20 protein-coding genes are annotated in these 25,690 nt (G+C 44.4%); 6 read left to right on the top strand and 14 right to left on the bottom strand.

From position 1 onward, the window contains the following. Positions 1 to 1,112: 1,112 nt before the first annotated feature. The 7 genes from RKD52_RS18125 to RKD52_RS18155 form a co-directional block, all read right to left on the bottom strand. Positions 1,113 to 2,843, bottom strand: coding sequence for a phospho-sugar mutase (locus RKD52_RS18125; RefSeq protein WP_454100813.1), 1,731 nt, complete (start codon positions 2,841 to 2,843; stop codon positions 1,113 to 1,115). A 231-nt stretch (positions 2,844 to 3,074) separates the two neighbouring features. Then, complete coding sequence (locus RKD52_RS18130) at positions 3,075 to 4,745, bottom strand: glycerol-3-phosphate dehydrogenase/oxidase (RefSeq protein WP_454100814.1); 1,671 nt, start codon at positions 4,743 to 4,745, stop codon at positions 3,075 to 3,077. Positions 4,746 to 4,892: 147 nt separating this feature from the next. Then, positions 4,893 to 6,383: a glycerol kinase GlpK gene (gene glpK, locus RKD52_RS18135; protein WP_454100815.1), complete on the bottom strand. Its 1,491-nt coding sequence runs from the start codon at positions 6,381 to 6,383 to the stop codon at positions 4,893 to 4,895. A 24-nt stretch (positions 6,384 to 6,407) separates the two neighbouring features. Further along, entirely contained in the window at positions 6,408 to 7,223 is an 816-nt protein-coding gene (locus RKD52_RS18140; protein ID WP_454100816.1) for an MIP/aquaporin family protein, read from the bottom strand. Between the two features lie 160 nt (positions 7,224 to 7,383). After that, the gene (locus tag RKD52_RS18145) at positions 7,384 to 7,947 is read right to left on the bottom strand and encodes a glycerol-3-phosphate responsive antiterminator (RefSeq protein WP_454100817.1); all 564 of its coding nucleotides are present in this window, start codon (positions 7,945 to 7,947) and stop codon (positions 7,384 to 7,386) included. 658 nt (positions 7,948 to 8,605) lie between these two features. Continuing rightward, on the bottom strand, positions 8,606 to 10,111 hold the full coding sequence (locus tag RKD52_RS18150) for a GNAT family N-acetyltransferase (protein WP_369735585.1): 1,506 nt from the start codon (positions 10,109 to 10,111) through the stop codon (positions 8,606 to 8,608). 101 nt (positions 10,112 to 10,212) lie between these two features. Continuing rightward, a complete protein-coding gene (locus RKD52_RS18155) occupies positions 10,213 to 10,875 on the bottom strand; it encodes an HAD family hydrolase (RefSeq protein ID WP_454100818.1) in 663 nt (220 codons plus the stop codon). Between the two features lie 502 nt (positions 10,876 to 11,377). On the opposite strand from RKD52_RS18155, the gene RKD52_RS18160 reads away from it, so the two are divergent. Together RKD52_RS18160 and RKD52_RS18165 are read left to right on the top strand one after the other, a co-directional pair. Next, entirely contained in the window at positions 11,378 to 11,815 is a 438-nt protein-coding gene (locus RKD52_RS18160) for a disulfide oxidoreductase (RefSeq protein ID WP_454100819.1), read from the top strand. A gap of 1 nt (position 11,816) precedes the next feature. Continuing rightward, positions 11,817 to 12,281 (top strand): thioredoxin family protein, encoded by a 465-nt coding sequence (locus RKD52_RS18165; protein WP_369735526.1) that lies wholly within the window; start codon positions 11,817 to 11,819, stop codon positions 12,279 to 12,281. A gap of 46 nt (positions 12,282 to 12,327) precedes the next feature. On the opposite strand, the gene RKD52_RS18170 is transcribed toward RKD52_RS18165, so the two are convergent. Beyond that, positions 12,328 to 12,720 (bottom strand): DUF5365 family protein, encoded by a 393-nt coding sequence (locus RKD52_RS18170; protein ID WP_454101263.1) that lies wholly within the window; start codon positions 12,718 to 12,720, stop codon positions 12,328 to 12,330. Positions 12,721 to 12,885: 165 nt separating this feature from the next. On the opposite strand from RKD52_RS18170, the gene RKD52_RS18175 reads away from it, so the two are divergent. Next, positions 12,886 to 13,797, top strand: coding sequence for an RluA family pseudouridine synthase (locus tag RKD52_RS18175; RefSeq protein ID WP_454100820.1), 912 nt, complete (start codon positions 12,886 to 12,888; stop codon positions 13,795 to 13,797). A gap of 42 nt (positions 13,798 to 13,839) precedes the next feature. Here the strand turns inward: RKD52_RS18175 and RKD52_RS18180 are convergent, their stop codons facing one another. The 3 genes from RKD52_RS18180 to RKD52_RS18190 all read right to left on the bottom strand — a co-directional run bounded on the left by RKD52_RS18180 (position 13,840) and on the right by RKD52_RS18190 (position 16,172). Then, complete coding sequence (locus RKD52_RS18180) at positions 13,840 to 14,262, bottom strand: GNAT family N-acetyltransferase (protein WP_454100821.1); 423 nt, start codon at positions 14,260 to 14,262, stop codon at positions 13,840 to 13,842. Positions 14,263 to 14,279: 17 nt separating this feature from the next. Continuing rightward, a complete protein-coding gene (locus tag RKD52_RS18185) occupies positions 14,280 to 14,867 on the bottom strand; it encodes a class D sortase (protein WP_454100822.1) in 588 nt (195 codons plus the stop codon). Between the two features lie 474 nt (positions 14,868 to 15,341). Then, the gene (locus RKD52_RS18190) at positions 15,342 to 16,172 is read right to left on the bottom strand and encodes an aldo/keto reductase (RefSeq protein ID WP_454100823.1); all 831 of its coding nucleotides are present in this window, start codon (positions 16,170 to 16,172) and stop codon (positions 15,342 to 15,344) included. Between the two features lie 143 nt (positions 16,173 to 16,315). Between RKD52_RS18190 and RKD52_RS18195 the strand changes: the two genes are divergently transcribed. Then, entirely contained in the window at positions 16,316 to 17,155 is an 840-nt protein-coding gene (locus RKD52_RS18195) for an EcsC family protein (RefSeq protein WP_454100824.1), read from the top strand. 20 nt (positions 17,156 to 17,175) lie between these two features. Here RKD52_RS18195 and RKD52_RS18200 read toward each other — a convergent pair whose 3' ends face one another. Next, entirely contained in the window at positions 17,176 to 17,574 is a 399-nt protein-coding gene (locus RKD52_RS18200) for a DoxX family protein (RefSeq protein WP_029567225.1), read from the bottom strand. Between the two features lie 469 nt (positions 17,575 to 18,043). Here RKD52_RS18200 and RKD52_RS18205 point away from each other — a divergent pair, with 469 nt between their 5' ends. Together RKD52_RS18205 and RKD52_RS18210 are read left to right on the top strand one after the other, a co-directional pair. Then, entirely contained in the window at positions 18,044 to 20,581 is a 2,538-nt protein-coding gene (locus tag RKD52_RS18205) for a glycoside hydrolase family 31 protein (protein ID WP_454100825.1), read from the top strand. Positions 20,582 to 20,639: 58 nt separating this feature from the next. After that, positions 20,640 to 22,406, top strand: coding sequence for a glycoside hydrolase family 66 protein (locus RKD52_RS18210; RefSeq protein ID WP_454100826.1), 1,767 nt, complete (start codon positions 20,640 to 20,642; stop codon positions 22,404 to 22,406). A 377-nt stretch (positions 22,407 to 22,783) separates the two neighbouring features. Here the strand turns inward: RKD52_RS18210 and RKD52_RS18215 are convergent, their stop codons facing one another. Further along, complete coding sequence (locus RKD52_RS18215) at positions 22,784 to 24,706, bottom strand: S8 family serine peptidase (protein ID WP_454100827.1); 1,923 nt, start codon at positions 24,704 to 24,706, stop codon at positions 22,784 to 22,786. A gap of 353 nt (positions 24,707 to 25,059) precedes the next feature. Then, positions 25,060 to 25,650 carry an NAD(P)H-dependent oxidoreductase gene (locus RKD52_RS18220; protein ID WP_369735539.1) on the bottom strand — a complete coding sequence of 197 codons (591 nt, stop codon included), beginning with the start codon at positions 25,648 to 25,650 and terminating at the stop codon, positions 25,060 to 25,062. Positions 25,651 to 25,690 lie beyond the last annotated feature (40 nt).

The raw sequence follows: 25,690 nt of genomic DNA on the forward strand, positions 1-25,690 counted from the left end.
CGAAAAGCGAAGCCGACTGTTCAGGCCTGGCAGTCAGATAAGGAATCACCGGAAAAGTCCGCTTTTGACTTTTTCGGTGATTTTGTTCTGACTGAGGACCTGGGAGGCGGAGCTGGACAATGCGAAAGCGGAAGCGGCCGTTTAGCTCAGGAAAATACCTCAACCGGATTTGTACCCTCAAAACTTGAAAATCAAAGATTGAGGGTACTTATAAGCTGGATTCGTACCCTCAAAACTTGAAAATCAAAAATTGAGGGCACTTGTAAGACAGATAAGTACCCTCAAAACCCAAAGATCAAAAATTGAGGGCACTTGTAAGACGGATTCGTACCCCCAAAACTTAAAAATCAAAAATTGAGGGCACTTATAAGACAGATAAGTACCCTCAAAACCCAAAAATCAAAAATTGAGGGCACTTATAAGCTGGATTTGTACCCTCAAAACTTGAAAATCAAAGATTGAGGGTACTTATAAGCTGGATTCGTACCCTCAAAACTTGAAAATCAAAAATTGAGGGTACTTATAAGACGGATTCGTACCCCCAAAACTTAAAAATCAAAAATTGATGGCACTTATAAGACAGATAAGTACCCTCAAAACCCAAAAATCAAAAATTGAGGGCACTTATAAGCTGGATTTGTACCCTCAAAACTTGAAAATCAAAGATTGAGGGTACTTATAAGCTGGATTCGTACCCTCAAAACTTGAAAATTAAAAATTGAGGGCACTTGTAAGACGGATTCGTACCCTCAAACCTAAGAAATCCAAAATTGAGGGCACTTATAACACGGATAAGTACCCTCAAAACCCAAAAATCAAAAATTGTGGGCACTTATAAGCCGGATTCGTACCCTCAAACCTCAGAAATCCAAAATTGAGGGCACTTATAAGCCGGATTCGTACCCTCAAACCTCAGAAATCCAAAATTGAGGGTACTCAAATGTCGAATTCGTACCCTCAAACCTCAGAAATCCAAAAATTGAGGGTACTCAAATGCCGGATTCGCACCCTCAAACCTTGAATATCAAAAATTGATGGTACTTATAAAACGAATTCACACCTAAGAATCCGCAAAAAAAGCCGAAAAGGATAATTCCTTTTCAGCTTTCTGCTTAAATCAATGCATGTACTATTTTCATCAGATCTGAAGATATTTCTTCAAGCTTTTGCTCGCTTTCTGACAGGGTTTTTCCTTTTACACCGAAATAGAATTTCGCTTTAGGCTCTGTGCCTGATGGGCGGAGACAGAACCATGAGCCGTCTTCAAGGTAGTATTTCAGGACGTTTGAAGATGGGAGCGTGATTTCTTCTGTTTCGGCAGATGAAATGTTCAACCGGGTTCCCGCTTTGTAATCTTCAACAACCGTTACCTTCAAGCCTGCAAGTGTTTCAGGCGGAGTGCTGCGGAAGGATGCAAGAATTCTCTGGATCTGCTCTGCTCCGTCTTTTCCCTTGAGGGTTAAAGACTCAAGGCCTTCGCGGTAGTAGCCGTACTGTTCAAAAAGATCAAGCAGGCCTTCGTACAGCGTTTTGCCCTGTTTTTTGTAGTAGGCAGCAACTTCTACTCCGAGGATGGCAGCCTGAACGGCATCTTTGTCGCGTGCAAAATCACCGATCAGATAGCCGTAGCTCTCCTCGTATCCGAACTGGAATGAGTATTGACCTGTTCTTTCATATTCGTTGATTTTTTCTCCGATAAATTTAAATCCTGTAAGCGTGTCAATTGTATCGAGACCGAATGACTCAGCAACGGCACGGCCAATTTCAGAGGTTACAATGGTCTTCAGCACAACGCCGTTTTCAGGAAGAGTGCCTTTTTCTTTTTTCTGGGAAAGAAGGTAGTGAAGCAGGATGGCGCCTGTCTGGTTTCCTGTCAGAACGACGTATTCACCGTCGAGATTCTTAACGGCTAGGCCGAGGCGGTCTGCATCAGGATCCGTTGCTATTAATAGGTCAGCGTCGTTTTTCTGCCCATACTGAATCGCATATTCAAATGCTGCATGCTCTTCCGGGTTTGGCGATTTTACTGTGCTGAAGTTTGGATCTGGCTGTTCCTGTTCGGCAACGACTGTTACATTCTCATAGCCCAGCGCTTTGAGTCCGCGGCGAACAGGCTTGTTTGCTGTTCCGTGAAGCGGAGTGAAAACGATTTTTAAGTCTGTTTCTTTTGACAGATCAGGGTTTACCGAAATGGTCACGAGCTTATCTGTATAGGCAGCATCGATTTCTTCCCCGATCATTTTGATGAGGCCGGCTTCTTTCAGTTCAGCTTCATCCTTTACCTCGATGCTCAGTTCATCTTCAATTGAGTTGACCTTCGCAATGACTTCATCTGCGGCAGCAGGCGGCAGCTGTCCGCCGTCTTCGCCGTATACTTTATAGCCGTTATATTCAGGAGGATTGTGGCTTGCTGTTACTACGATGCCGGAAAACGCATTCAAATAGCGGACAGCAAATGAAAGTTCAGGTGTCGGACGCAGCTCTTCAAAAACATACGTTTGAATGCCGTGGCTTGCAAGAGTCTTTGCTGCCTCCATGGCAAACTCGGGTGATTTGTGGCGTGAATCGTAGGCAATCGCCACTCCGCGCTTTTTGGCTTCTTCACCGAAAGATTCGATATAAAGAGCAAGTCCTTCTGAAGCTTTGCGGACCGTATAGACATTCATGCGGTTTGTGCCTGGACCAATTTCTCCGCGCATTCCGCCCGTCCCAAACTCCAAGTTTTTATAAAAGCAATCCTCGCGCGCCTTGTCGTCGCTCTCCAAACCGGATAAAAGCAGTCTTAATTCTGAATCTAAATCTGTTTTGCTGTTCCAGCGCTGATAGCTTTTTTCAAAACTCATAACGTACCTCCAGTAATTTTATTTATATGTAACTCTTTCTTCATGTTTCAGACAAATCCTGCCTGATTTCGTATGTAAAAAATAGAAATACGTCGATTTCTCCGCTTATTTTAACACATCTTGAGCCTGTCTGACTTTTTATTTCTGTAAAAAAATTTCAATTTCAATATAGTTAAATTTAAGGAAAGCATAAAGAAAAACTGCAGCCGTACCGGGCTGCAGCTTCAACTGTTAATTCGCTTTTCTTACTTCATCAGGTACGACTGCATCATGAATTTGCTTTTCAAGAATGCTTGTGTGAGTTTGTTTTTGCTCAGGAGTCCACTTCAGTTTATCAGCCATGTAATTAATGACAGCATCTTTGTATTGCTTCGCCCAGTTTATGTCGAAATACACAGCACCTGTTCGTCTCACAAAGAAGTCTGAAGGAGTCGCCGTCATTTCCTCTGACATGCTGTAATCAATTTCAGCAAGGACGTAAACCGGGAGTCCGTATTGATCAGCCTCAGATTTTAATGCTTCCACTCTTTCGAAAAGCGCATCTGCATTTGATCCGTATCTTCTTGAAAGATGCTTTGCCTGCATTTCAGTCAGGCCAAGGGACATTCCCTGCTGCGTTTTTGTTTTAACAAACGTTTCAAGGCTTCCAGAACCTCCAACGTGCCCTCCAGAGATAGGCATATTACGCGTTTTGCACGGACCGAAATCTTTCATTCCTGCTGCTTTGAAATCCTTCACAATCATATCGATGATGTGCTCTGCCATTTTTCTGTAGCCTGTCAGCTTGCCGCCGGCGATCGTCATGAGACCTGTTTCAGACGTCCAGATTTCATCTTTTCTGGAGATCTCAGACGGATCTTTTCCATCTTCATGGATAAGAGGACGGATACCGGCCCAGCTTGATTCGGCATCTTCTGCTTTAATATTCAGATCAGGGAACATGTAGTTGATTGACTCAATAACATAGTCCCTGTCCTTCACTGTCATGCGCGGGTTTTTAGGATCTTCTTTGTAAACAGTATCTGTAGTGCCGACATACGTTTTGCCGTCACGCGGGATGGCAAAAACCATGCGCTTATCCGGCGTATCAAAATAGATGGCCTGCTTAAGCGGGAACTTGCTCTGGTCAAACACGAGATGAATTCCTTTTGTCATCTGCAGGGATTTGCCTGTTTTTGATTTGTCCATCTCTCTCAATGTATCAACCCACGGACCTGCAGCATTGATGACTCTTTTTGCGTAGACATCATATTGTTTCCCTGAAATCGTATCAACTAAATGAACGCCTACTACTTTTCCTTTTTCGTAAATGAAGCCTTCCACTTTTGCATAGTTGACGGCATCTGCGCCAAATCGCGCCGCTTCTTTAATCACTTCAATCGTCAGTCTAGCGTCATCTGTGCGGTATTCAACGTAGTACCCTCCGCCTTTAAGCCCGTCTTTTTTAACTAATGGCTCTTTAGCAAGAGTATCTTTCGCACTCAGCATTTTTCTTCTTTCGCCGCGTTTGACGGCTGCAAGGAAATCGTACACGCGCAACCCGATGGAGGTTGAGAACGGTCCGAATGTTCCACCTTTGTGCATCGGAAGAAGCATCCACTCAGGCGTTGTGACATGCGGTCCATTTTCGTATACTATGGCTCTTTCTTTTCCCACATCAGCAACCATTTTCACTTCAAACTGCTTTAAGTAGCGCAGTCCTCCATGCACGAGCTTAGTTGATCTGCTTGATGTTCCTGCTGCAAAGTCCTGCATTTCTGCAAGGGCAATTTTCATTCCTCTGGAAGCCGCGTCGAGCGCAATTCCTGAACCTGTTATACCGCCGCCGATTACAAATACATCATATGTTTCCTGTGTCATTTTATTTAAAAGATCGTGTCGTTTATCGCTTGAAAAAGTCATAGTTAGTACCTCCTATTATTTTCCAGAAGGGGATAAAAAAGAGACCACAACAAGCTGGTGCAGCATGACATGCATGCGCCAGTGTTGTGGCCTCTCCAAATCTCCAACCGTTCTATTAACTTAATATTAGTATATCACAGCTTCTATTTATTTAAAAGCCTGAGCTGCATTTACTGCTTTTTTCCAGCCGCTGTAAAGCTCATCGCGCTTTTCATCTTCCATTTCTGGTTCGAATTGCTTATCAAGCTTCCATTGCTTTTCAATATTCGACTTGTCTTCCCAGAAGCCGACTGCAAGTCCTGCAAGATAGGCAGCGCCAAGAGCTGTCGTTTCATTTACTTCCGGACGCTCTACAGGCACTCCAAGCATATTGCTCTGGAAATCCATCAGGAAGTTATTTTTCACCGCACCGCCGTCTACGCGGAGTGTCTTAAGGGAAATGCCTGAATCAGCTTCCATCGCAGTCAGAACGTCTTTTGTCTGATAAGCGAGGGATTCCAGTGTAGCGCGGACAAAGTGCTCTTTAGACGTGCCGCGCGTTAGGCCGAAGACAGCACCTCTCACGTCACTGTCCCAATAAGGAGTTCCAAGGCCCACAAATGCAGGAACGACATAAACACCCTCTGTAGACTCAACGCGTTCTGCGTATGCCTCGCTGTCCTTTGCGTCTTTAAACATGCGGAGACCGTCGCGCAGCCACTGAATAGCCGATCCTGCAACGAAAATGCTTCCTTCAAGGGCATACTCCACTTTTCCGTCAACGCCCCATGCGATTGTCGTCAGCAGGCCATTTTCAGAGCGAATAGCTTTTTCCCCAGTGTTCATGAGCATAAAGCAGCCAGTTCCGTACGTATTTTTAGCCATTCCTTCTTCAAAACATGCCTGTCCGAATAAGGCAGACTGCTGATCTCCTGCAGCACCTGCAATCGGTACAGAGTGTCCGAAGAAATGATATTCGATCGTGTTGGCATATACTTCTGAAGACGGTTTCACTTCAGGCAGCATAGATTTCGGCACAGTCAGGTACTCAAGCAGCTCGTCGTCCCACTTTAGTTCATGAATGTTGTACATGAGTGTGCGGGAAGCGTTTGAATAATCCGTCACGTGCGCTTTTCCGCCTGAAAGCTTCCAAATCAGCCACGTATCAATGGTACCGAACAAGAGGTCGCCATTTTCAGCTTTTTCTCTTGCTCCTTCCACGTTGTCAAGGATCCATTTCACTTTTGTTCCAGAGAAGTAGGCATCGATTAGTAATCCTGTTTTTTCTCTGAATGTATCATTGTAGCCTTTTTGCTTCAGTTCCTCGCAGATCCCTGCAGTCTGGCGGGATTGCCACACAATTGCGTTATAGACAGGCTGTGATGTGTTTTTATCCCAGACAACTGCCGTTTCACGCTGGTTGGTAATTCCGATCCCTGCAATCTGCTCAGGCTTCACATTTGTTTCGCTCAGGCATGTTGCAATAACAGCCAAAATTGATCCCCAGATTTCGTTCGCGTTGTGCTCAACCCAGCCCGGCTTAGGAAAATACTGCTTAAATTCCTTTTGAGCAATGTGAACGATTTCGCCTTGTTTGTTAAATAAAATAGCTCTTGAACTTGTTGTTCCCTGATCTAAAGATAAGATGTATTTTTCCATGATACATTTTCCCCCTCAAAAGTTTTAATAAACGGCTGAACGCTGCGCGGATTGTTTTTTCGTCATCGCATAAACAACGCAAAGCATGAAAACTAAAGCTGCCGCTACATACCAGAATGCAGTACTCATAGTACCCTTAAAAACGTAATTGTAAAAGACTGCGGCAAATGAACCTCCTGCAAGCGGCGCAACAACCGGTATCCATGCATATTTCCAGTTCGAGCTCCCTTTTCCTGCTATCGGAAGAACAAAATGTGCAAGTCTTGGTCCAAGGTCACGCGCCGGATTGATGGCATAGCCTGTTGTGCCTCCAAGCGACAGCCCGATGGCAACAACCAAAAATCCAACAATCAGCGGATTTAAGCCTTCTGTAAAAGTATTCGCTCCGATGGCAAGCAATGTAAGGACAAAAATAAATGTTCCAAGCGCTTCACTGATAAAGTTCGCAAAATAATTCGGAATGGCAGGGCTTGTTGAAAAAACACTGAGCTTCGCACCTGGATCTTCTGTTTCCTTCCAGTGCGGCAAGTATTGCAAGTAGACAAGCACTGCCCCAACGAATGCTCCAAGCAACTGTGCAACGATGTATGATGGCACCTGGCTCCATTCAAATGATCCTGAAAAGGCAAGTGCAAATGTCACTGCCGGATTTAAATGCGCGCCGCTTATTTCGCCAACGGCATATACGGCCATTGCTACACCAAATCCCCAGCCCATCGTGATGACGATCCAGCCTGACTGGTGGGCGAATGATTTTTTAAGACTGACCCCGGCGCAGACACCGCCTCCAAATACAATTAAGATCATTGTACCGATAACTTCTCCCCAAAAAGCAGTCATTTATAATTCCTCCAATTCTTTAAATGCGGCGGGAAAGAAAAAAATCCACAGCAAATACCTCTACAATAATGTAAAGTACTGCTGTGGATCTCCGTTTCTCCGTCACATTTATTAACTTGCCCTTATGGTACATGCTAATGAAAGCGGTGTCAACAGAAATTTATGAGAGCTTTTGATAATTTTTCCATAAATCCATTTCAGATGAAGTCACTGCCGTGGCCCCTGCCTGCAACGCCTGATGGACCTCTTCTGACGTTTTCACAAAGCCTCCTGCAAAAATCGGAATGCCTGTTTTCTCCTTAATCTCTGCAATCAACCCGGGAACAAGACCCGGAAGAACCTCAATATAGTCCGGCTTTGTCCTTGCAATCAGCTCCAGGCTTTTTTCAAGCGCACTTGAATCGAGCAAAAACAGCCGCTGAATCGCATAAATCCCGCGCTGCTTTGCTTTCGCAATCACATTCGACCTTGTCGAAATCAACCCGGCAGGCTTAACCTCCTGGCAGATAAACTCCGCAGCATACTCATCATGCTTCAGCCCCTGAATCAAATCTATGTGAATCAGCATTTTTTTGTTTGAAGAATTGGCAAGACGGACAATATTCCGCACCTGTCCAAGGTGTGTATCAAGAAGCACGCCGAATGTATAAGGACTGTCGAGAAACCGTTCAAACTGCTTCATATTGCGAATTGCAGGCAGAATCTGCTGACCTTCAAAACTCATAGATTGCCCTCCTTCCATTTTTTAGTTGTTTTTATGAATAATGGCATATAAGGAATGTACTATATACGGGGTGACAACTCAAGGGGGGTTGAGTGAAACACAATCTCATTTCACTTTTGAATGGTAAGTGTTCTAAAGACCCGATTAGAACACTTTGTCTCAGCTTTGACATCTGGTAAGTGTTCTAAAGACCCGATTAGAACACCTTGTCTTAACTCTCTCATCTGGTAAGTGTTCTTAAGTTCCGATTAGAACACTTTGTCCATGCTCCGGCATCTGGAAAGTGCTCTTAAGTTCCGATTAGAACACTTTGTCTCAGCTTTGACATCTGGTAAGTGTTCTAAAGACCCGATTAGAACACTTTGTCTTTGCTCACGCAGCTGCAAAGTGTTCTTAAGTTCCGATTAGAACAATTTGTCTCAGCTTTGACATCTGGAAAGTGTTCTAAAGACCCGATTAGAACACTTTGTCTTTGCTCACGTAGCTGCAAAGTGTTCTTAAATTCCGATTAGAACACTTTGTCCATGCTCCGGCATCTGGAAAGTGTTCTTAAAATCCGATTAGAACACTTTGTCTCAGCTTTGACATCTGGAAAGTGTTCTAACAGCCTTCCATAAAAAAAGAGACAAAGAAAATCTCTGTCTCCATTAGTTCCAAATCAGTTTTTCTTATAACGGATTCCGTACACGTCATGTCTGCGGTCTTTGAGCTGTCTGACTGTGCCGGACTGGCGCTGTCTGCGGAGGATCTCGAGGTCAACATCTCCGATTACGACCATTTCAATATTCGGGTTGCACTCCCCAACGATTCCGTCTCTTGCAAACTCAAAGTCAGAAGGCGCGAAAATCGCTGACTGCGCGTACTGAATATCCATATTTTCCGTCTGCGGCAGGTTTCCTACTGTTCCGGAAATCACCGTGTAAATCTGGTTTTCAACCGCACGTGCCTGTGAGCAGTAGCGGACCCGGAGATATCCCTGGCGATCTTCTGTACAGAAAGGCGTAAAGATAATTTTTGCTCCTTTATCTGCAGCAATCCGCGCAAGCTCAGGAAACTCGATATCATAGCAGATTTGAATGGCAATTTTTCCGCAGTCGGTATCGAATACTTTAATGTCGTCGCCCCTGCTGATGCCCCACCATTTGCGCTCATTCGGCGTAATGTGGATTTTGTATTGTTTTTCAATGGTGCCGTCTCTTCTGAAAAGATAGGCCACGTTGAAAATTTTCCCGTTGTCTTCTTCAACGAAATGGGATCCGCCGATAATATTCACGTTATACTTTACAGCAAGCTCTGTAAACAGGCTGATGTATTCCTCTGTATATTCCGTTACTCTTCGGATTGCCCTGCTCGGTGATTTTTCATCCAGGAACGACATCAGCTGGGTTGTAAGCAGCTCGGGGAATACCGCAAAATCTGCGGAAGCATCTGATGCAACGTCTGTGTAATACTCAACCTGTGTCGCAAATTCTTCAAACGAATTGATTTGCTTCATCTGATACTGCACAACGCAGATGCGAACCGGAAAAGCCGTTTTGTAATAGCGCTTTGAAGTTGGCAAATAGTCAACGTTGTTCCACTCCATCAGCGTGGCGTATTTGCCTGAAGCCCTGTCATCAGGCAGATAGTTCGGGTTGATCCTCATCAGCGTAAAGCCATTCAGCAGCTGAAAAGAAAGAACAGGATCATAAATTTTATGCTGTTTCACTTCCTGCACATACTGCCTTGGCGAAAGCTCTTTTTCATATTTATGATAGTTCGGGATTCTTCCCCCGATAATAATGCTCTTCAGGTTCAGTCTTCTCGCAAGATCTTTTCTTGCTTCATAAAGTCTGTGGCCTATTTTCATCCGGCGGTAATCCGGATGCACCATGACCTCGATGCCGTACATATTGTATCCGTCCGGATTGTGGTTGGTGATGTAGCCGTTGTCTGTAATATCATCCCATGTGTGTCTGTCGTCATATTCATCAAAGTTGATGATCAGACTTGAACAGGATCCGATGATTTTGCCTTCAAATTCAGCACAGAACTGCCCTTCGGGAAAATGTTCAAGATGGCTTTCAAGATGCTCTCTTTCCCATGGAACCATCCCTGGGAAACAAAGCGCCTGCATCGCCAGGATTTCATCTATGTCTTTGTCTTCAATATTTCTGATAATCATCTTTTTCTCAAATTTCGATAAGTCAATTGTATCTGTCACAAAAATCGCTCCTTTATTTCTTACCAGCAATTTATTCCCGCTAGAGACCGGTTTAAAACATGTTAACGATTTGATTCAATTTTTCTGATCACTTCTGCAAGCTCCATCTCTGCCATCGATTCCAGCCTGTGGTCGACCTCCCCAAATTCCATATGGGCCGTCACGCTGTTTGGAACAATGGTGCAGAACATTCCTGCACGTTTTGCTGCAAGTGCCCCGTTTGCTGAGTCTTCAAAAGCCAAGCATTCTTCAGGCTTCAGGCCAAGGCATTCTGCCGCTTTTATGTAAAGGGCCGGGTCAGGCTTTACTTTTTCCACATCATCAGAGGTGCGGATGCACTCAAAATAATCAAATAAGTTCAGAGACTTAAGATAGCCGGAAACCCACTGATAACTGGAACTTGAAGCTAAACCGATTTTCAGTCCAAGGTCCTGTGCAGCAAGCAAGTAGGCTTCAACACCGGGCCGCGGACCTTCCGCTTCCATTCTCTTGGCGAATTTTTCTTTCCGCAGGCTGATCAGGTCTTCATGCACCACCGTTTTCCCAATCTGCTCCTCCAAATACTTATAAGGGTTAAAATCTGAGGATGTTCCAATGACTTTTCCCCACACCTGCATCGGAAGCTCGCTCCCATGCTCCTGAAAAATTTCCTGGAGCACTTCATACTCGTGCGTTTCTGTATCCAATATCAGTCCGTCAAAATCGAAAACGATTGCTTTGATCATTGTGTGCCCCTCCTATCGAGTAGTATGTTCATTATATAACGGATTTTAAAAAGAAAGAAAATGGGGAGTGTTTGAGGAGTATTGCATTTCTATCTGAAAAGTGTTGTGCTTATGACCTTTCGTACGGATATCTTCATGCTGAAAGGTCATATCTTAGGCGCTTATGACCCTTAACACGGGTTCCTTCGTTCTGAAAGGTCATATCACGGGCGCTTACGACCTTTCGTACGGATTTTTCATGCTGAAAGGTCATATCATGGGCGCTTATGACCTTTCAAACTGGCTCCTTCATTCTAAAAGGTCATATCATAGGCATTTATGACCTTTCATAAAACTTCTTTCCTGTTGATAGGTTATATCCCGAGTTAAAAGGACCCAATCCAAGAGTTCCTTCAACTCCTGAAACCCCATTCCCGCCCTCTCCCAAGGCGCTTTCATTTTACAAGAACGGGCCCGGCAACTATAATATGTCGTGTAACCTTAATGATGGAGAGGCGATAGTGTGTCTGAACGAGAGAAAAAGTACATAGAAAATGCTTTGTTTACCGCCTGGGGAGCGTCCTTTATTTCGATGCTTGGCAGCTTATATTTTTCGGAGGTTCTCGATTTTGTTCCGTGCAATCTCTGCTGGTATCAGCGGATCCTCATGTATCCACTGGTTGTAATCCTTGGTATTGCCGTCATTAAAAAAGATTATCAGATTGCCTTTTACACGATGATTTTATCAGGCATAGGCGGAGCAATCTCCATTTACCACTACGCCGTCCAGAAAATTGATTTTGTCGGTGAGAACTCAGCCGCATGCGGAATCGTCCCATGCACGGGCGAGTACATTAACTGGCTTGGATTCATTACGATCCCGTTTCTCGCATTAATCGGATTTTCAATTATTTTTGCAGCAAGCTTTACAATACACAGAAAATGGAAAGCAGGTCGATAATATGAAAAAGATCTTGATATTTGCAGGGATTTTCTTAGTCATTTTCGGAGGCTTGGCCTTTGTAACAACCTATCAGCAGTCGGAAAAATCGGAAGGCAATCCATACGGCAAGGATGAGCTGAACTCCGCAACGGTTGATCAGCTTGACGATCCTAACTATCAAAACATCATTCTTCCTGAAGAAGTAGATGAAAAAATGGACAAAAAAGAAGATTTCATCGTTTATTATTTCAGCCCAACCTGCTCACACTGCAAGCGGACAACTCCTGAACTTATGCCTGCAGCTGAAGAAGCAGGTGTTGAAATCGGACAGTTCAATCTTCTTGAATTCGAAGACGGCTGGCAAAAATACGGCATTGAATCAACGCCTACGCTAGTTAAATACGAAAACGGAAAAGAAGTTGACCGTGTGGTCGGATATAATGATGGGGCTTTCTTTAAAGACCTGTTCAGCGAATGGAAATAAACGACCAACGCAAAAGGGGACACATCCGTGTCCCCTTTTTCATTGCTTAAACAATCCACTTATTCGCCGGCTTTCCGTACTTGCTCACTTCATCCGCCTTCTCCTTTGAAGCCAGAAAATGATCAAATGTCAGCGGAAATTTGTAGCCATACTTTTTTAAAATAGTAATATTGCGGTTATACAATTTTCGCTGATCTTCCCCCTGCTGATCATCCAGGTGATCCAGCAGCGCCGTCAGCGCCTGAAGACTCGACATGATTTGAAAGGCTTCTTTCAGCGTTCCGTTATAGTCGAGGTCATCTGAATGGGGTTTCAGAACAGAAAGCTCATCAAGCTGATCGATCGTTTCATCTGAAAAATACCGCGGAAAAATGTCTTCGTACATCGTTTGAATCAGCTCTTCAATATAATGCTCCTGTTCCTCAGTTGATGCAAACACAATCCTCAAATCTATTCACCTCTTTGCTGCTCACTCTTTGTCTTACTTCAACTTTAACATAGCTCCAAACCGCTAAGCAGAGGTAAGTGTTTCCGTTTATAGCTTGGACATCCAAATAGATGGTCTAGTATACTTGAAGAACTACTCACAGTTGGGGGACAAAGAATGAAACGCAAAGGCGAATGGCTGATATTACCTGTAAAGGAAGAGTGGGCAGGAATGTCACTTCAGCAAATGTTAAAGGAAAAACTTCATGTTCCAAAAGGACTTGCCCATAGCTTTAGAATGAATAAAGAAGTTAAATTAAATGACAATGACCCGGACTGGACGCAGCCGCTGAAAGAAAATGACTCACTGATGATCCGGGTTTTTCAGGATGAAACATGTGACACGGAGCCTGAATACATGGAGCTTGACTTTCTATATGAAGACGATCATTTCCTAATTGTAAACAAGCCGGCCGGAATGGACACACACCCGAATGAACCGTCTCAAACGGGAACTCTTGCAAACGGTGTTGCTTCCCATTTTCAGATGAACGGCATAGCGCGGAAAATCAGGCATATTCATAGACTCGACCGCGATACATCAGGTGCCGTCGTTTTTGCGAAACATGCCTTGTCGCATGCCGTGCTTGACCGGCTGCTTGAAGAACGGAAAGTAAAGAGAACCTATACGGCCGTGGTTCAAGGCGAAGTGAAACAGAAAAAAGGCAGTATCGATCATCCAATCGGAAAAGACCGGCACCACCCGTCCCGCAGGAGAGTTTCAACGGGCGGGCAGTCCGCTCTCACTCATTTTAAACGTGAAGGATATAACCCGAAATATGATGCGTCTCTGCTTAAGCTCCAGCTTGATACAGGCAGAACACACCAGATTCGTGTTCATGTCAGTTACTTAGCCTTTCCGATTGCAGGAGATGTCCTGTACGGCGGCAATCAAAATCTTATCCGCAGGCAGGCGCTTCATGCATCGGAAATATCCGTCGTCCATCCATTTACAGGTGAAGAGATTGATGTTTCTGCTCCGTTTCCTGAGGATATGAGAGATCTCCTAGTACGGCTGGAGTTTCTTTAAAAACATGAAAAATGCTCCGGATACCGTATCCGGAGCATTTTTTTACAGCTTCTTATTAAAAACGTGACTTACTCTGTCAAAGCCCATCTTTTCTTCATAAAACCGGTGTGCGTCCTTCCGCTGATTGCCTGAACTCAGTGAAATCATGCCGCAGCCGGATTCTTTCGCAAGCTCTTCTACATGGTGCAGGAGTTTTTCCCCGTACCCCTTGGATCTTGAAGCTCCGTCCGTCACAAGGTCATAGACATAAATGTGCTTTTCATTGTAGAAATTCGTCAGCTCAATAATGCCTGCCAGTCCTTTTATCTGATGTTCATCATAAAGAGCAAGCAGCCTGTAGCCCTGCTTTTGCATAGGCTCAAGCAGCCCCAAGTAATCCTCTTCACTCAGGTTGACCCTCAGCTGTGACATGACAGGATAGGCTTCTTTAAATTCTCCATCTGTTTTCAGTTCTCTAATGATCAAGCTGTATCTCTCCGATCTCATTCCGCTTTTTCAGCATAAATAATATACCTCTCCGGTGCGCTTCCCACGAAACTGAATGGATAGCACGTTGTCAGGATCAGTTCTTCTTTATCATTTTGAAGAGTGATCACACTGAGGTCATCGGCATCCACGATTTTTGTAGATTTGATTCGGTATTCAAATTCTCCGTAAGGCATGGCTACGATAAGAGAGTCACCTATTTTCAGTTCCCCCGCTTTTCTGAAGACCGTGTCTCTGTGTCCGGAAAGAACAATTTGTCCGTTCTCATTCGGGTAATAGCTGCCTTTGTAGTGTCCGACTCCCTTGGCCAGGTCGTCCGGGTCTGTCCCTTCCACGATTGGCAGCTCCGCATCAAGCCGGCCGATTTTAAGAATGCCGACAGCATCGCCTGTTTCAGCCTCGTACCGTTTTTCCTGAGTCGGCATTTCCGTTTTGGAGCTTGCAGAGGCTTTGATGATGGCTTCTGCATCCGCAAGAGACTGATTTGTTTTCAGGTGGGTTTCTGCAATTTGGAAGCCCCCGTAGCCTGTCAAACAAAGTCCGGCAGCAATTAATAGAATTGGAAAAAATGATAATTTTTTCATATAGCCGGCACGTCTCCTTTTACTGTTTCATCCATTTTGATTATATCAAATTTGAAAAATTTGGACATGGCTTTTCTCAATTTTTACAAGATAGCGCCATAAAAAAGGGTGCTTTTGAATAAAGTTTGTTTTTGCATCACCCGTTCCTTTCCGCTCCAGTCACTTGCTTTCCGCGGGGAGTGCCTGAAGCTTCCTCGCTGCGCTTGCGGGATCTTCAGTGCCCTCTTCATCCCTTAGAAAAGCGGAAGCGCCCGTTTTGCTCCGGCAGTCAGATAAGAAATCACCCGAAAAGTCCGGGTTTGACTTTTTGGGGGATTTTGTTCTGACAGAGGAGTTGGGCGCTGCAGCTGGACAAGGAGTCAAGTGCCTTCCGCTGCAATCCACTGGAGTTTACCGAAATTACACGAAACCTTATTTACGAAAAAAGCATAAAAAAAAGGCTGTTCATAAAGAACAGCCTTTTTCTGCATATGATTAAAAATCAAAATTATCCGGATCCGGGCCTACACGCTCGTCGCGGTTTAAGCCGTCGATGCGTTCCATCTCTTCTTGTGTCAGTTCGAAATCAAAGATGGCAGCATTGTCGTAAATGCGGTGTTCTTTCACTGATTTTGGAATGGTCACTACGCCATTCTGAAGATCCCAGCGCAAGATAACCTGAGCGACTGACTTTCCATGTTTTTCAGCAATTTCTGTCAGTGTAGCATCGTCAAGCAGTTTACCCTGCATAAGCGGTGACCACGCTTCAAGCTGAATGCTGTTTTCTTTGCAGAATGCATGAAGCTCTTTTTGAGTCAGGCGCGGATGGTATTCAACCTGGTTTACCATAGGTACGATTTCAGCGTCTTCCATAATATCTTTAAGATGGTGAACCTGGAAGTTGCTTACGCCGATTGCTTTTACTTTTCCTTCTTTGTAAAGCGTTTCAAGAGCTTTCCATGTTTCTTTGTACTTGCCTTTAACCGGCCAGTGAACAAGGTAAAGATCAAGATACTCAAGACCAAGCTTTTTCATGCTTTCGTCAAATGCTTTAAGGGTAGAATCATAGCCCTGATCAGCATTCCATACTTTAGTCGTGATGAAAAGCTCTTCGCGCGCAACGCCACTTTCTTTGATTGCTTGTCCTACGCCCTCTTCATTTCCGTAAATAGCAGCGGTATCGATGCTTTTATAGCCTGCTTCGATTGCCCATTTAACAGAGTTTACAACCTCATTTCCGTCTTCCACTTTAAAGACGCCAAGGCCAAACCAGGGCATTTTCACTCCGTTATGTAAAGTTGTTGTATCCTGCAGATTTTTTGCCATTGTTGTATCCCCTTTCTGAAACTCAGAATAACCCTATTATCTGATAAACTTCGGCAAAATCCAAAAAATATGCTTCATTTTTTCTTTTTCCTGCTCCCTTTTGCTAAAATGAAGAAAAAGCAAGGGAAAGGGCGCGGTGAACGGTGGAAACAAAGGAGCAGCTTCTTGCACGTTTAAAAGAAATTGAGGAATGGGAAGACGATCAGAAAGGTCTGTTTTTCTGGGAGAAAATCGGCCGGATTCCTTTTAAGATTCTTGATAAATTGACGCCTGCATTTATTCAAAAGAAAATCGGCGTTCTTCTTGATGAGCTTGGAAGCTTCATCCAGGGCGGCGGAAAATACTTAACTCAGAAGAACGGAATGCTGAAAAAGGTGCAGCAGCTCGTTCCTGACAAAACGATTGAAACAATTGATGACCTGAAAACCGTTCCCTTGAATGTCATGAACATTGTAAGCGGCGACCTTAAAACAAACAGGGGAAATGTCGCGACGGTTCAGGGAGCGACGACCGGGTTTGGCGGAGTTTTCACTCTTGCAGTGGACATCCCTGTCATCCTTGGTCTTTCACTGAAAACCCTGCAGGAAATCGCGGTCATTTACGGCTATGATCCTGATGAAAAAGAGGAGCGCATTTTTATCGTAAAATGCCTGCAGTTTGCCTCTGCTGATGTGGTTGGAAAAGAAGCGATTCTAAACGAACTATCAGGCTATTACGGACGCAGCGCAAAGCCCGCGGACATGCTTTCAAAACTGCAGGGCTGGCGGGAGGTTGTCTACACGTACCGTGACCATTTCGGCCTGAAAAAACTTCTCCAGATGGTCCCTGTTGCCGGGATGCTTTTCGGCGCCTATACAAACCGTTCAATGATCAAAGACATTGCTGAAGCAGGCATTATGCTTTATCAAAAAAGAAGAATTCTTGAAAGACTAGAAACAGACTCACCACTCGTTATAGAAAATGAAAAAGGAACTCAAATTTGAGTTCCTTTTTTCATGCCGTATTAAAAGAAAAGGGCATCCAGAGAATAAGCACCTGCACCTGTAAGGGCAACTCCAACAGCCACGGCAAGCAGGGTCAGGTTCAGCTCATAGCCGTTGTTTGAAGCCCAGAAGCCATTAGGCGCGTGAACTTTGAAGATCGCAACAAGCATCGTTCCTGCCAGCGCAGCACCTGCAAGTGGTGTAAACAAGCCGGCTGCAAAGAGAGCTCCGCCCGCAAATTCTGCAAGTCCCGCAAGCAGCGCCATAGCAACTCCGGGTTTAATTCCGATCGATTCAAAAAATCCCCCTGTTCCCTTCAGTCCGTGTCCCCCGAAAGAGCCGAACAGTTTTTGTGCCCCGTGGGCCATAAATGATAATCCGACAACAAGACGAATCAGTAAAAGTCCTAAATCTAACATGCTAATCATCCTTCACAAATTATTTTTAATTCGAGATATATAGCTAAAAAATTTACCCTCTTTACCATATATGCGGGCTGAAGGTGAATATTACTTTTAATTAAAATATCTTGAATTCAAAGTAATTATATGACCGATTTGTAAAACTGTCAATCGGTTTTGTAAATTTCCTGAGGATTATTCTTTTGCAAAATCTTTATGTAAACGCCCTATGTGTCATTTGTTACACATTGTGAGCGTTATGTCCTGTATTCTGTAACATATGAAAATCATCTGGACGTATCGATTCATTTTCACTTTTTTATGTTACCCTTTTCACAAAGTTTCAATATCGCTTTCATTCCAGCAGCAGCAACATGCCTGGGCACATCGACACTCTCAGATTCCAAATTTTATGGGGGTTGCCTGTCTATACATGTTTTCTCTATAGTTTTCTTGTGCCAACACACAAAAATTTCAAAGAGGTGACATGATGCAACAATCGAAAAATATGAAGCGTACTGTAATTGCTTCTGCACTTGCAGTAGTCATGGCTTTTTCAGGCCTTGCACCAAGCGCATCAGCCGTAACTCAGCCGGAAGCTGATACGAAGCTGAACAAAGAAAATCTTCAGAAGCTTGCTGTTAAAGGCATGAAGCGCCTGAACAACGGTGTAAAGCTTGATCTTGGAACAAACGATGCATACATACGTATCCTTGATGAAGATCTTGCAAAGGTAACCGTCCTTGAAAAAGGCGAAAAAGAAAAAGAAACTCCGGCCATCTCCAAGAGAGACTGGAAAACCCCGAGATTCACTGTAAAAGACAAGAAAGATCACTACGAACTTCGAACAAAAGAACTTATTATTCATATTAAAAAATCTCAATTCGGCGTTAAATTCATGGATGAAAAAGGAAATGTCATCAATGAAGACTACATGAACAACGGTTCGGCCGGCTATGAAAACGGAAAGCCGTACGTGATGAAGAAAACAAATCCTGACGAGAACTTCTACGGATTCGGTGAACAGTCAGGCCTTGAAGTCAATAAACGCGGCAAAAGCATCGGAATGTGGAACACAGATGCCTACGCCTATAACAAAGATACAAAATACTTATACACGACGATTCCTTTCTTTATCGGCTTGAAAAATGAACGTGCATACGGAATTCTTTTTGATAACTCCCACCGTTCTTATTTTGAAATGGCCTCTGAATCTGATGACTACTACTACTTCTATGCTAATGGCGGAGACTTGAGCTATTACTTCATGAACGGTCCGGAAATCTCAGACGTTCTTGACCGCTACACAGAACTGACAGGAAAAATGGACGTTCCTGCAGAATGGTCCCTCGGCCTTCACCAAAGTAAATGGGGCTACACAGCGGACGAAATTCTGAATGTGGCCAAAACATACCGCGAGAAAGAAATTCCGCTTGATACGATGCACTTTGACATCGATTATATGGATGGATACCGTGTCTTCACGTGGAGCGAAGAGTACAAACAGGCTCTGAAGACACTAAAAACAATGCCTGGATTTAAAGCGATCGCCATCAACGACCCGGCAGTTAAACAAGACGAAAATTATCAAATGTACCAGGAAGGCACAAAAAATGATTTCTGGGCAAAGAATGCTGACGGCACTCCGTTCATCGGACCTGTATGGCCTGGTGACTCCGCATTCCCTGACTTCTCCAAAGAAGAAGTACGCGAATGGTGGGCAGGCAAGCACAACATTCTGTTTGACCAGGGAATTGACGGCATCTGGAATGACATGAACGAACCTGCCGTATTCCTTGATGATGAAAGACACAATCATACAATGCCTCTTGATTCTTACTTCGGTTATGATGACAACAAAATCATTCATACCGAATATCATAACCTTTATGGACACGACGAAGCAGACGCTACATACCGTGCGTGGGAAAAATACAAGCCAAACACCCGTCCATTCGTTTTAACACGTGACATGTTCGCAGGATCACAGCGCTATGCCGCTCTTTGGACTGGCGACAATGTAAGTAACTGGGAACACCTTGAAATGTCTCTTCCTATGAACATGAATATCGGGATGTCCGGTGTTTCTTTTGTCGGAAATGACATCGGCGGATTTGCGCAGCGTCCTGATGCAGAGCTGTTCGCACGCTGGATTGAGGTTGGAGCATTCCTTCCATTCTCACGCATTCATTACGATAGTGATGCAAAAGCAGCAGTGAAGCAAGGACAGGAGCCTTGGGCTTTCGGACCTGAAGTTGAAGGCATCAGCAAGAAATACATTGAAATGCGCTATAAGCTTCTTCCTTATCTGTACAACGCATTCCAGGATTCTGCAGAATCAGGATCACCTGTTCAGCAGCCGCTTGTTTATCAGTTCCAGGAAGATGAAAACACATATGACATCAGCGATCAGTTCATGTTCGGAAACTCTCTGATGCTTGCGCCTGTCGTGAAGCAAGGCCAGACAAGCCGTGACGTTTACCTTCCGGAAAATGAAACATGGGTTGATTACTGGACTGGAAAAGAATACAAAGGCGGCCAGACGATCAGCGTGTCTGCTCCTCTTGAGCACCTTCCGATCTTTGTGAAGAAAAACTCGATTATTCCAAACCGCGATGTACAGCAGTACACAGACGAAAAGCCGCTTACGGACCTGATTCTTGATACGTACCTGACTGATGAAGCAGAGTACAGCTTCTATGAGGATGACGGCGAAACACTTGACCACGAAAACGGCGAGTACAACGAAACGAACCTGAAAGTGGAAAAACGCGGAAAAGACATCGTCTTCAAGCAGGAGAAACTTGTTGAAAACTATGATTCCAAGCTTGAGAAATACACATTGAAGCTGAATAACGCGGCTAAACCTAAAGAAGTAAAATCAGGCTTTGCGAAATACAAAGCAGCTGCGAGCATGGATGAAATGACAAAAACATCCCGTTCTTACTTCTATGATGCAAAAGCCAAAAAGCTCTATGTAAATATCCCGGTTGATGAAAACAGGGATGTAAGAATCAAGCAATAAATTCAAAAGGGGACCGGCTGTTTATTAGCCGGTCTCCTTTTCTATTAAGGGTGAAAACATGAGAAAAAAATTTCTTTTGCTGTTGTCTCTCCTTTGCTGTCTTTTGGCAATTTTCCTCTATAAGAATAACCATAGTACTCCGGTTCTCGATAAGAAGGAAACTGCAGACATCACTGACATTCACACAGATAAAGCAAGATACGAACCCGGAGAGCCTGTCAGATTTGAGGCATCACTTGCAGAACGCTCCGGCAGAAGCCTTTCCATTACCTATATGAAACTGAATGAGAAAATCAAAACCCAAACCGTAAATGCTGATAACGGAAAAGCCGTCTGGTCCTGGCAGCCTCCCGGGGATGATTTTAAAGGCTACCTCGTGAAGGTGCAGTCCGAAAAAGACGCTAAAACCATTGCAGTTGACGTTTCAAGCAGCTGGTCTGTTTTCCCACGCTACGGCTTTTTATCCAAATTTGGCGATGTCAGTGAAAAAGAAGCCGCTTCTGTGCTGAAAAAACTGAACCGGCATCATATAAACGGCATCCAGTTTTACGACTGGCATTATGAACATCAACAGCCGCTGAAGATGACACAAAACGGACCTTCTTCTGAATGGAAGGATATCGCCGGAAGAAGCATTCAGCTGGATACTGTAAAAAACTATATTGAGAGGGCTCATGAATACGGAATGAATGCCATGGCCTACAATCTGCTTTACGGAGCATTTAGAGGAGCAGAAGAAGACGGGGTCAAAAAGGAATGGATGCTGTTTAAGGATCCGCATCAAAAGGAACCTGATTTTCACCCTCTTCCTGATGACTGGAAAAGTGATGTCATCCTTGCAAACTCCAATGACCGCAGCTGGCAGGATTATCTGATCGGCAGGCAGAAGCAAGTCTATCAGGCTCTTGATTTTGACGGCTGGCACATCGACCAGCTCGGGGACCGCGGAGCAGTGTATGATTCTAAAGGGAAATCTGTTAATCTCGCAGACGGCTTTGATGAATTTATCCATTACGCCAAATCACAATCACCTGATAAAAAAATGGTGATGAATGCCGTCAATCAGTACGGCCAGGAGAATATATCGTCGGCTCCGGCAGACTTTTTGTACACAGAAGTCTGGGATCCTTACAAAAACTATGGTGATCTGAAGAAGATCATTGATGACAACAGAACCATGTCAGACAGCAGAATGAACACCGTCCTTGCCGCCTACATGAACTATGACCTTTCAGATACAAGAGGCACATTCAATCCGTCCGGCATCTTTTTGACAAACAGCGTCATTTTCTCAAGCGGCGGAGCCCATCTGGAGCTTGGCGAGCATATGCTGTCCAAAGAATATTTTCCCCACAATCAGCTTAAAAGTGATGATGAACTGTCAGACGGCCTGATTCGCTATTATGATTTTCTGACAGCTTACCAGAATCTTCTGCGGAGCAGAGATTTAAAAGAAACGAAAACGGAATTGGAGAGCCGTTCTGATGTAAAAATCTCCGCCATGCCGGAAAAAGGAGCAGTCTGGTCGTTTGCCAAACAAAACAGGCATCAGAAAGTGCTCCATTTCATTAACTTTTTAGAGGCGGACTCCATGGAATGGCGAGATACGTCTGGCACGCAGCCTGAACCTGAGCTTCGTAAAAACGTGTCCATACGTTTATCTGAACCTCGGAAGATAAAAAGCATCTGGATGGCAAGTCCTGACACGAAAGAAGGAATGCCCCGGGCTGTTTCGTTCACCCAAAAGGGCAACAATGTCATCATGACCCTGCCTTCGCTGAAATATTGGAGTATGGCTGTCATTGAGTATGATAAGAGTATGTAATCATAAAATAAAAGATAGTCGAATTCTGCGTTAAATGGCTGCCTGATGGTGTTATCACTTACATACAGGCGTTTTTCTTATGCTATCTGAACCCGGCACCGCACCGAATTTATGCTGCTAACTCATGTTTGGAACACTTTCGGCGGGGACATGCACCGAGTTTATGCTGCTAACTCATGTTTGGAACACTTTTGGCGAGGACAAGCACCGAGTTTATGCTGCTAATACCATACGCAATGGCGGGAAACCACTCGCTGCAGAAGCCAGGCCTGCCAGCAGGTTATAAAACTTTTAACCTTAACTAACAAAATAAAAAAGGGTGAATTTGCTTAGTACTCAAATTCACCCTTTTCATATCCCAGCATCGTATTTAATTCTTATTGAACAACAGCAAAAGAGAAATCCTGTGTTCCCGTCGGCACGTTGTATGCCTGAACTTCAATGGTATACGTTCCTGCTTCAGCACTTGGAAGAATTACTGTTTCCACGTTGTTTCTTCCATCCCACTCACTGTTATACGGAGACGTAAAGTCGTTTCCTGTATATGTTTTTCCGCTCGGAGATTTGATGACAAGATCCAAATCATTCACAAGGGAAACCGAAGCAGAAGGGTTACCAGGGTAATCCGTCCACGCAAGAGCGATTCTAAGCGGTTTTCCGCTGACTGCATTAAAGCTGTATGCGGCTTTTTCACTTGTTCTCAGCGCTTTTGTTTCATTAACAAAGGCAGCCTGTGCAGACTTGTCCATCGTTACCCGGCCCCAGCCCTGATTTCCGTTAGGATAGCCAAGACCGGTGTCCTGTGCACCCGCGATAAGGGAAGCCTTAATTAAAGACGGCTTCGGGGTGATGCCTTTGTTTTTAATAAAATGCTCGCGGAGAAGAGCTGCATTTCCCGCAACGAGCGGTGTCGCCATAGACGTTCCGCCCATGTAGGCATACTTGCTGTTATACGTTGCCCAGAAGTTTCCATCCGGCGCAAGTGAAGAGCGCGTCGAAAGAATGAACGTTCCAGGTGCCACGATGTCTGGCTTTACACGTCCGTCAGAAGTCAGGCCTCTTGATGAGAACGCGGCAATGTGGTTAATGTTGTCCGCATACGTTCCGAATGAAGGACGGTTATTTTCTGAAGCACCTACCGTAATCGCATTTTTAGCTGTTCCCGGCGTACTCAGCGTTTTCGCGTTGGGACCTTCATTCCCCGCCGCAAAAAGCACGGTCATATCGTCATTATTGTAGACATACTCATCCACCTGCTTTGATTCAAGCGTATACGCCCCGTTTACAGGAGCTCCCCATGAATTCGTATGAATGCGCGCACCTGCACTGTAGGCCTGTGAAAACAGCGTGTTCAAGTTGCTCGGCAGTCCTCCAAGCCCGCCGCTTGCATCCATAATAGATTGAAAGACCAGACTTGCCTTTGGTGCCATCCCTTTAAACTGTGCATCTCCAAGAACAGATCCTGCAACGTGTGTTCCGTGACCGTCCGGATCACTTGAATTGTTCGTTCTGCCGAGGGCATACAAAGCTTTGATTTTCCCGCCCTGGAATGCTTCGTGCATCGATGCATCATTTCGTCCTGTATCAAGACCGGTATCCGCAACGGCAACTGTCTGGCCTGCACCTGACAAACCGTATGTGCTGCTTGCAGTTGTTGTTTTCATAATTCCTGCGGCGACATCATTGTGAAGCTGAAAAGTATTCGACTTGCCCACAAACAGGGTATCTTCCCGGCTGGCAAGCTCAATGATCTCATTCAGCGTTCTTTTTGCAAATTTCTTCTTATTTTTAGCTGTATCCTTCAGCTCAACGTCAAGGAGCTTTCCAAATCCCTCTTCAACGAGGGCAGGATCCAATTTATATAATGGGAGATAAGCGGTAACCGATGAAATTTCCTGCTTTTTCTTTAAAGCCTTTACTGCGCTCTTCTCTGCTTTTACAACAAATGCAAAATCCGGCACGTATTCCATGATTTCGGCGCCCGCATCCGTAATAGCCGCACGGTTTGCCTCTGTCACAGGTCCATTAAGCTGAACCACATACAGCGAATTCTTTGCACCTGCCGCCTCGAGCTTCTTCAAAACGCTCTTTGGAAGCTTGTTTGCATAGCTGTCCATCTTGAACATTGCTTTGCCGCCTGTCCGGTACTCACTGCTGTACGATGATACCTGACTTGCTTTTAGTTCCTGCAGCTGCCCGTTCATTTGTGCAGCAGACGCATTTCCGTCCGGGGTGAATACAAGACTTCCCGCCAAACAAACCGATACTGCCAAAGCCGTCATTTTTACACTCTTCGCCAACTCACTCAGCTCCTCAACAATCCTATTCTAGAAGAATTTTCTTGCTCTTCTATTCTCTACTAATCTATCACATGAAAGCAGAACTGTTTATTGGGAAAAAGACCTCTATATTTAAAAATAATAGAAGTATATTGCAAAGGTTTTCACAACATGGAAATCCTACTGCAGAACCTGTTGCGGGAGACAGGACTGAGACTTTGGACAGAAAAAGAGGTTCTCTTTACGCTGCTAAACTGGACGAAAGATTTAGGCTCATGACGAATTTTGGGTTTTTAAGAGGAAAATGCCTGCGGGGGAAAATTTTTTTTTGCCGTGTATACGAAAAAAAAGACCTCTCATATGAGAGGTCTTCCCTATTGCTGCTGTCCCACCATTTCAACAACTTCCTTCACTTCATTCAGCATGACTTTTCTCGTTTCTTCATCGATGTATTCGACACTGTACAAGAACTTATGGGCCAGGACCTCGATACCGCAGAAATTCATAATCCCGATATCAAATGCTGCCTGGATAGCCATGGTGATTTGCGGCGGCTTCAGTACTTTTTCCGGAAGTCCGGTTGTCTGAAAAATGAGGGCCTGTTTGCCCTTAAGCAGTCCTACCGGCCCTTCATCTGAATATCTGAATGCAAAGCCGTTCGTAAACACTCTGTCAAAATAGCCTTTCATGATCGCCGGCATTCCGGACCACCATGTAGGATAAACAAAGACAAGAAAATCAGCCCATGTTATATCTTTCTGTTCAGCCTGTACGTCGGCAGGAATCTTATCCTGATAAAAGTGAGAATAGCTGTTTTCAGTTAAGATAGGATTAAAATTCATACGGTACAAATCCCGTTTGCGCACATTATACTGTTTGTCTTTGAATTCCTGTTCGGCAGCGTCGCAAATAGCCGCATTGTAGCTTTCCGGATTTGGATGCGCGAGAATAATCAATACATTCATTTTTTTCTCCTGAATTCCTTTTTTACTAGTATTTACAGAG

Source organism: Metabacillus sp. SLBN-84, assembly GCF_053629595.1.

Bases quoted from the DNA above. Each gene is read 5' to 3' on its own strand.
- RKD52_RS18125 (WP_454100813.1), bottom strand. From the start codon at position 2,843: ATGAGTTTTGAAAAAAGCTATCAGCGCTGGAACAGCAAAACAGATTTA.
- RKD52_RS18130 (WP_454100814.1), bottom strand. From the start codon at position 4,745: ATGACTTTTTCAAGCGATAAACGACACGATCTTTTAAATAAAATGACA.
- glpK (WP_454100815.1), bottom strand. From the start codon at position 6,383: ATGGAAAAATACATCTTATCTTTAGATCAGGGAACAACAAGTTCAAGA.
- RKD52_RS18140 (WP_454100816.1), bottom strand. From the start codon at position 7,223: ATGACTGCTTTTTGGGGAGAAGTTATCGGTACAATGATCTTAATTGTA.
- RKD52_RS18145 (WP_454100817.1), bottom strand. From the start codon at position 7,947: ATGAGTTTTGAAGGTCAGCAGATTCTGCCTGCAATTCGCAATATGAAG.
- RKD52_RS18150 (WP_369735585.1), bottom strand. From the start codon at position 10,111: ATGATTATCAGAAATATTGAAGACAAAGACATAGATGAAATCCTGGCG.
- RKD52_RS18155 (WP_454100818.1), bottom strand. From the start codon at position 10,875: ATGATCAAAGCAATCGTTTTCGATTTTGACGGACTGATATTGGATACA.
- RKD52_RS18165 (WP_369735526.1), top strand. From the start codon at position 11,817: ATGAAAAAGATCTTGATATTTGCAGGGATTTTCTTAGTCATTTTCGGA.
- RKD52_RS18175 (WP_454100820.1), top strand. From the start codon at position 12,886: ATGAAACGCAAAGGCGAATGGCTGATATTACCTGTAAAGGAAGAGTGG.
- RKD52_RS18185 (WP_454100822.1), bottom strand. From the start codon at position 14,867: ATGAAAAAATTATCATTTTTTCCAATTCTATTAATTGCTGCCGGACTT.
- RKD52_RS18190 (WP_454100823.1), bottom strand. From the start codon at position 16,172: ATGGCAAAAAATCTGCAGGATACAACAACTTTACATAACGGAGTGAAA.
- RKD52_RS18200 (WP_029567225.1), bottom strand. From the start codon at position 17,574: ATGTTAGATTTAGGACTTTTACTGATTCGTCTTGTTGTCGGATTATCA.
- RKD52_RS18205 (WP_454100825.1), top strand. From the start codon at position 18,044: ATGATGCAACAATCGAAAAATATGAAGCGTACTGTAATTGCTTCTGCA.
- RKD52_RS18210 (WP_454100826.1), top strand. From the start codon at position 20,640: ATGAGAAAAAAATTTCTTTTGCTGTTGTCTCTCCTTTGCTGTCTTTTG.
- RKD52_RS18220 (WP_369735539.1), bottom strand. From the start codon at position 25,650: ATGAATGTATTGATTATTCTCGCGCATCCAAATCCGGAAAGCTACAAT.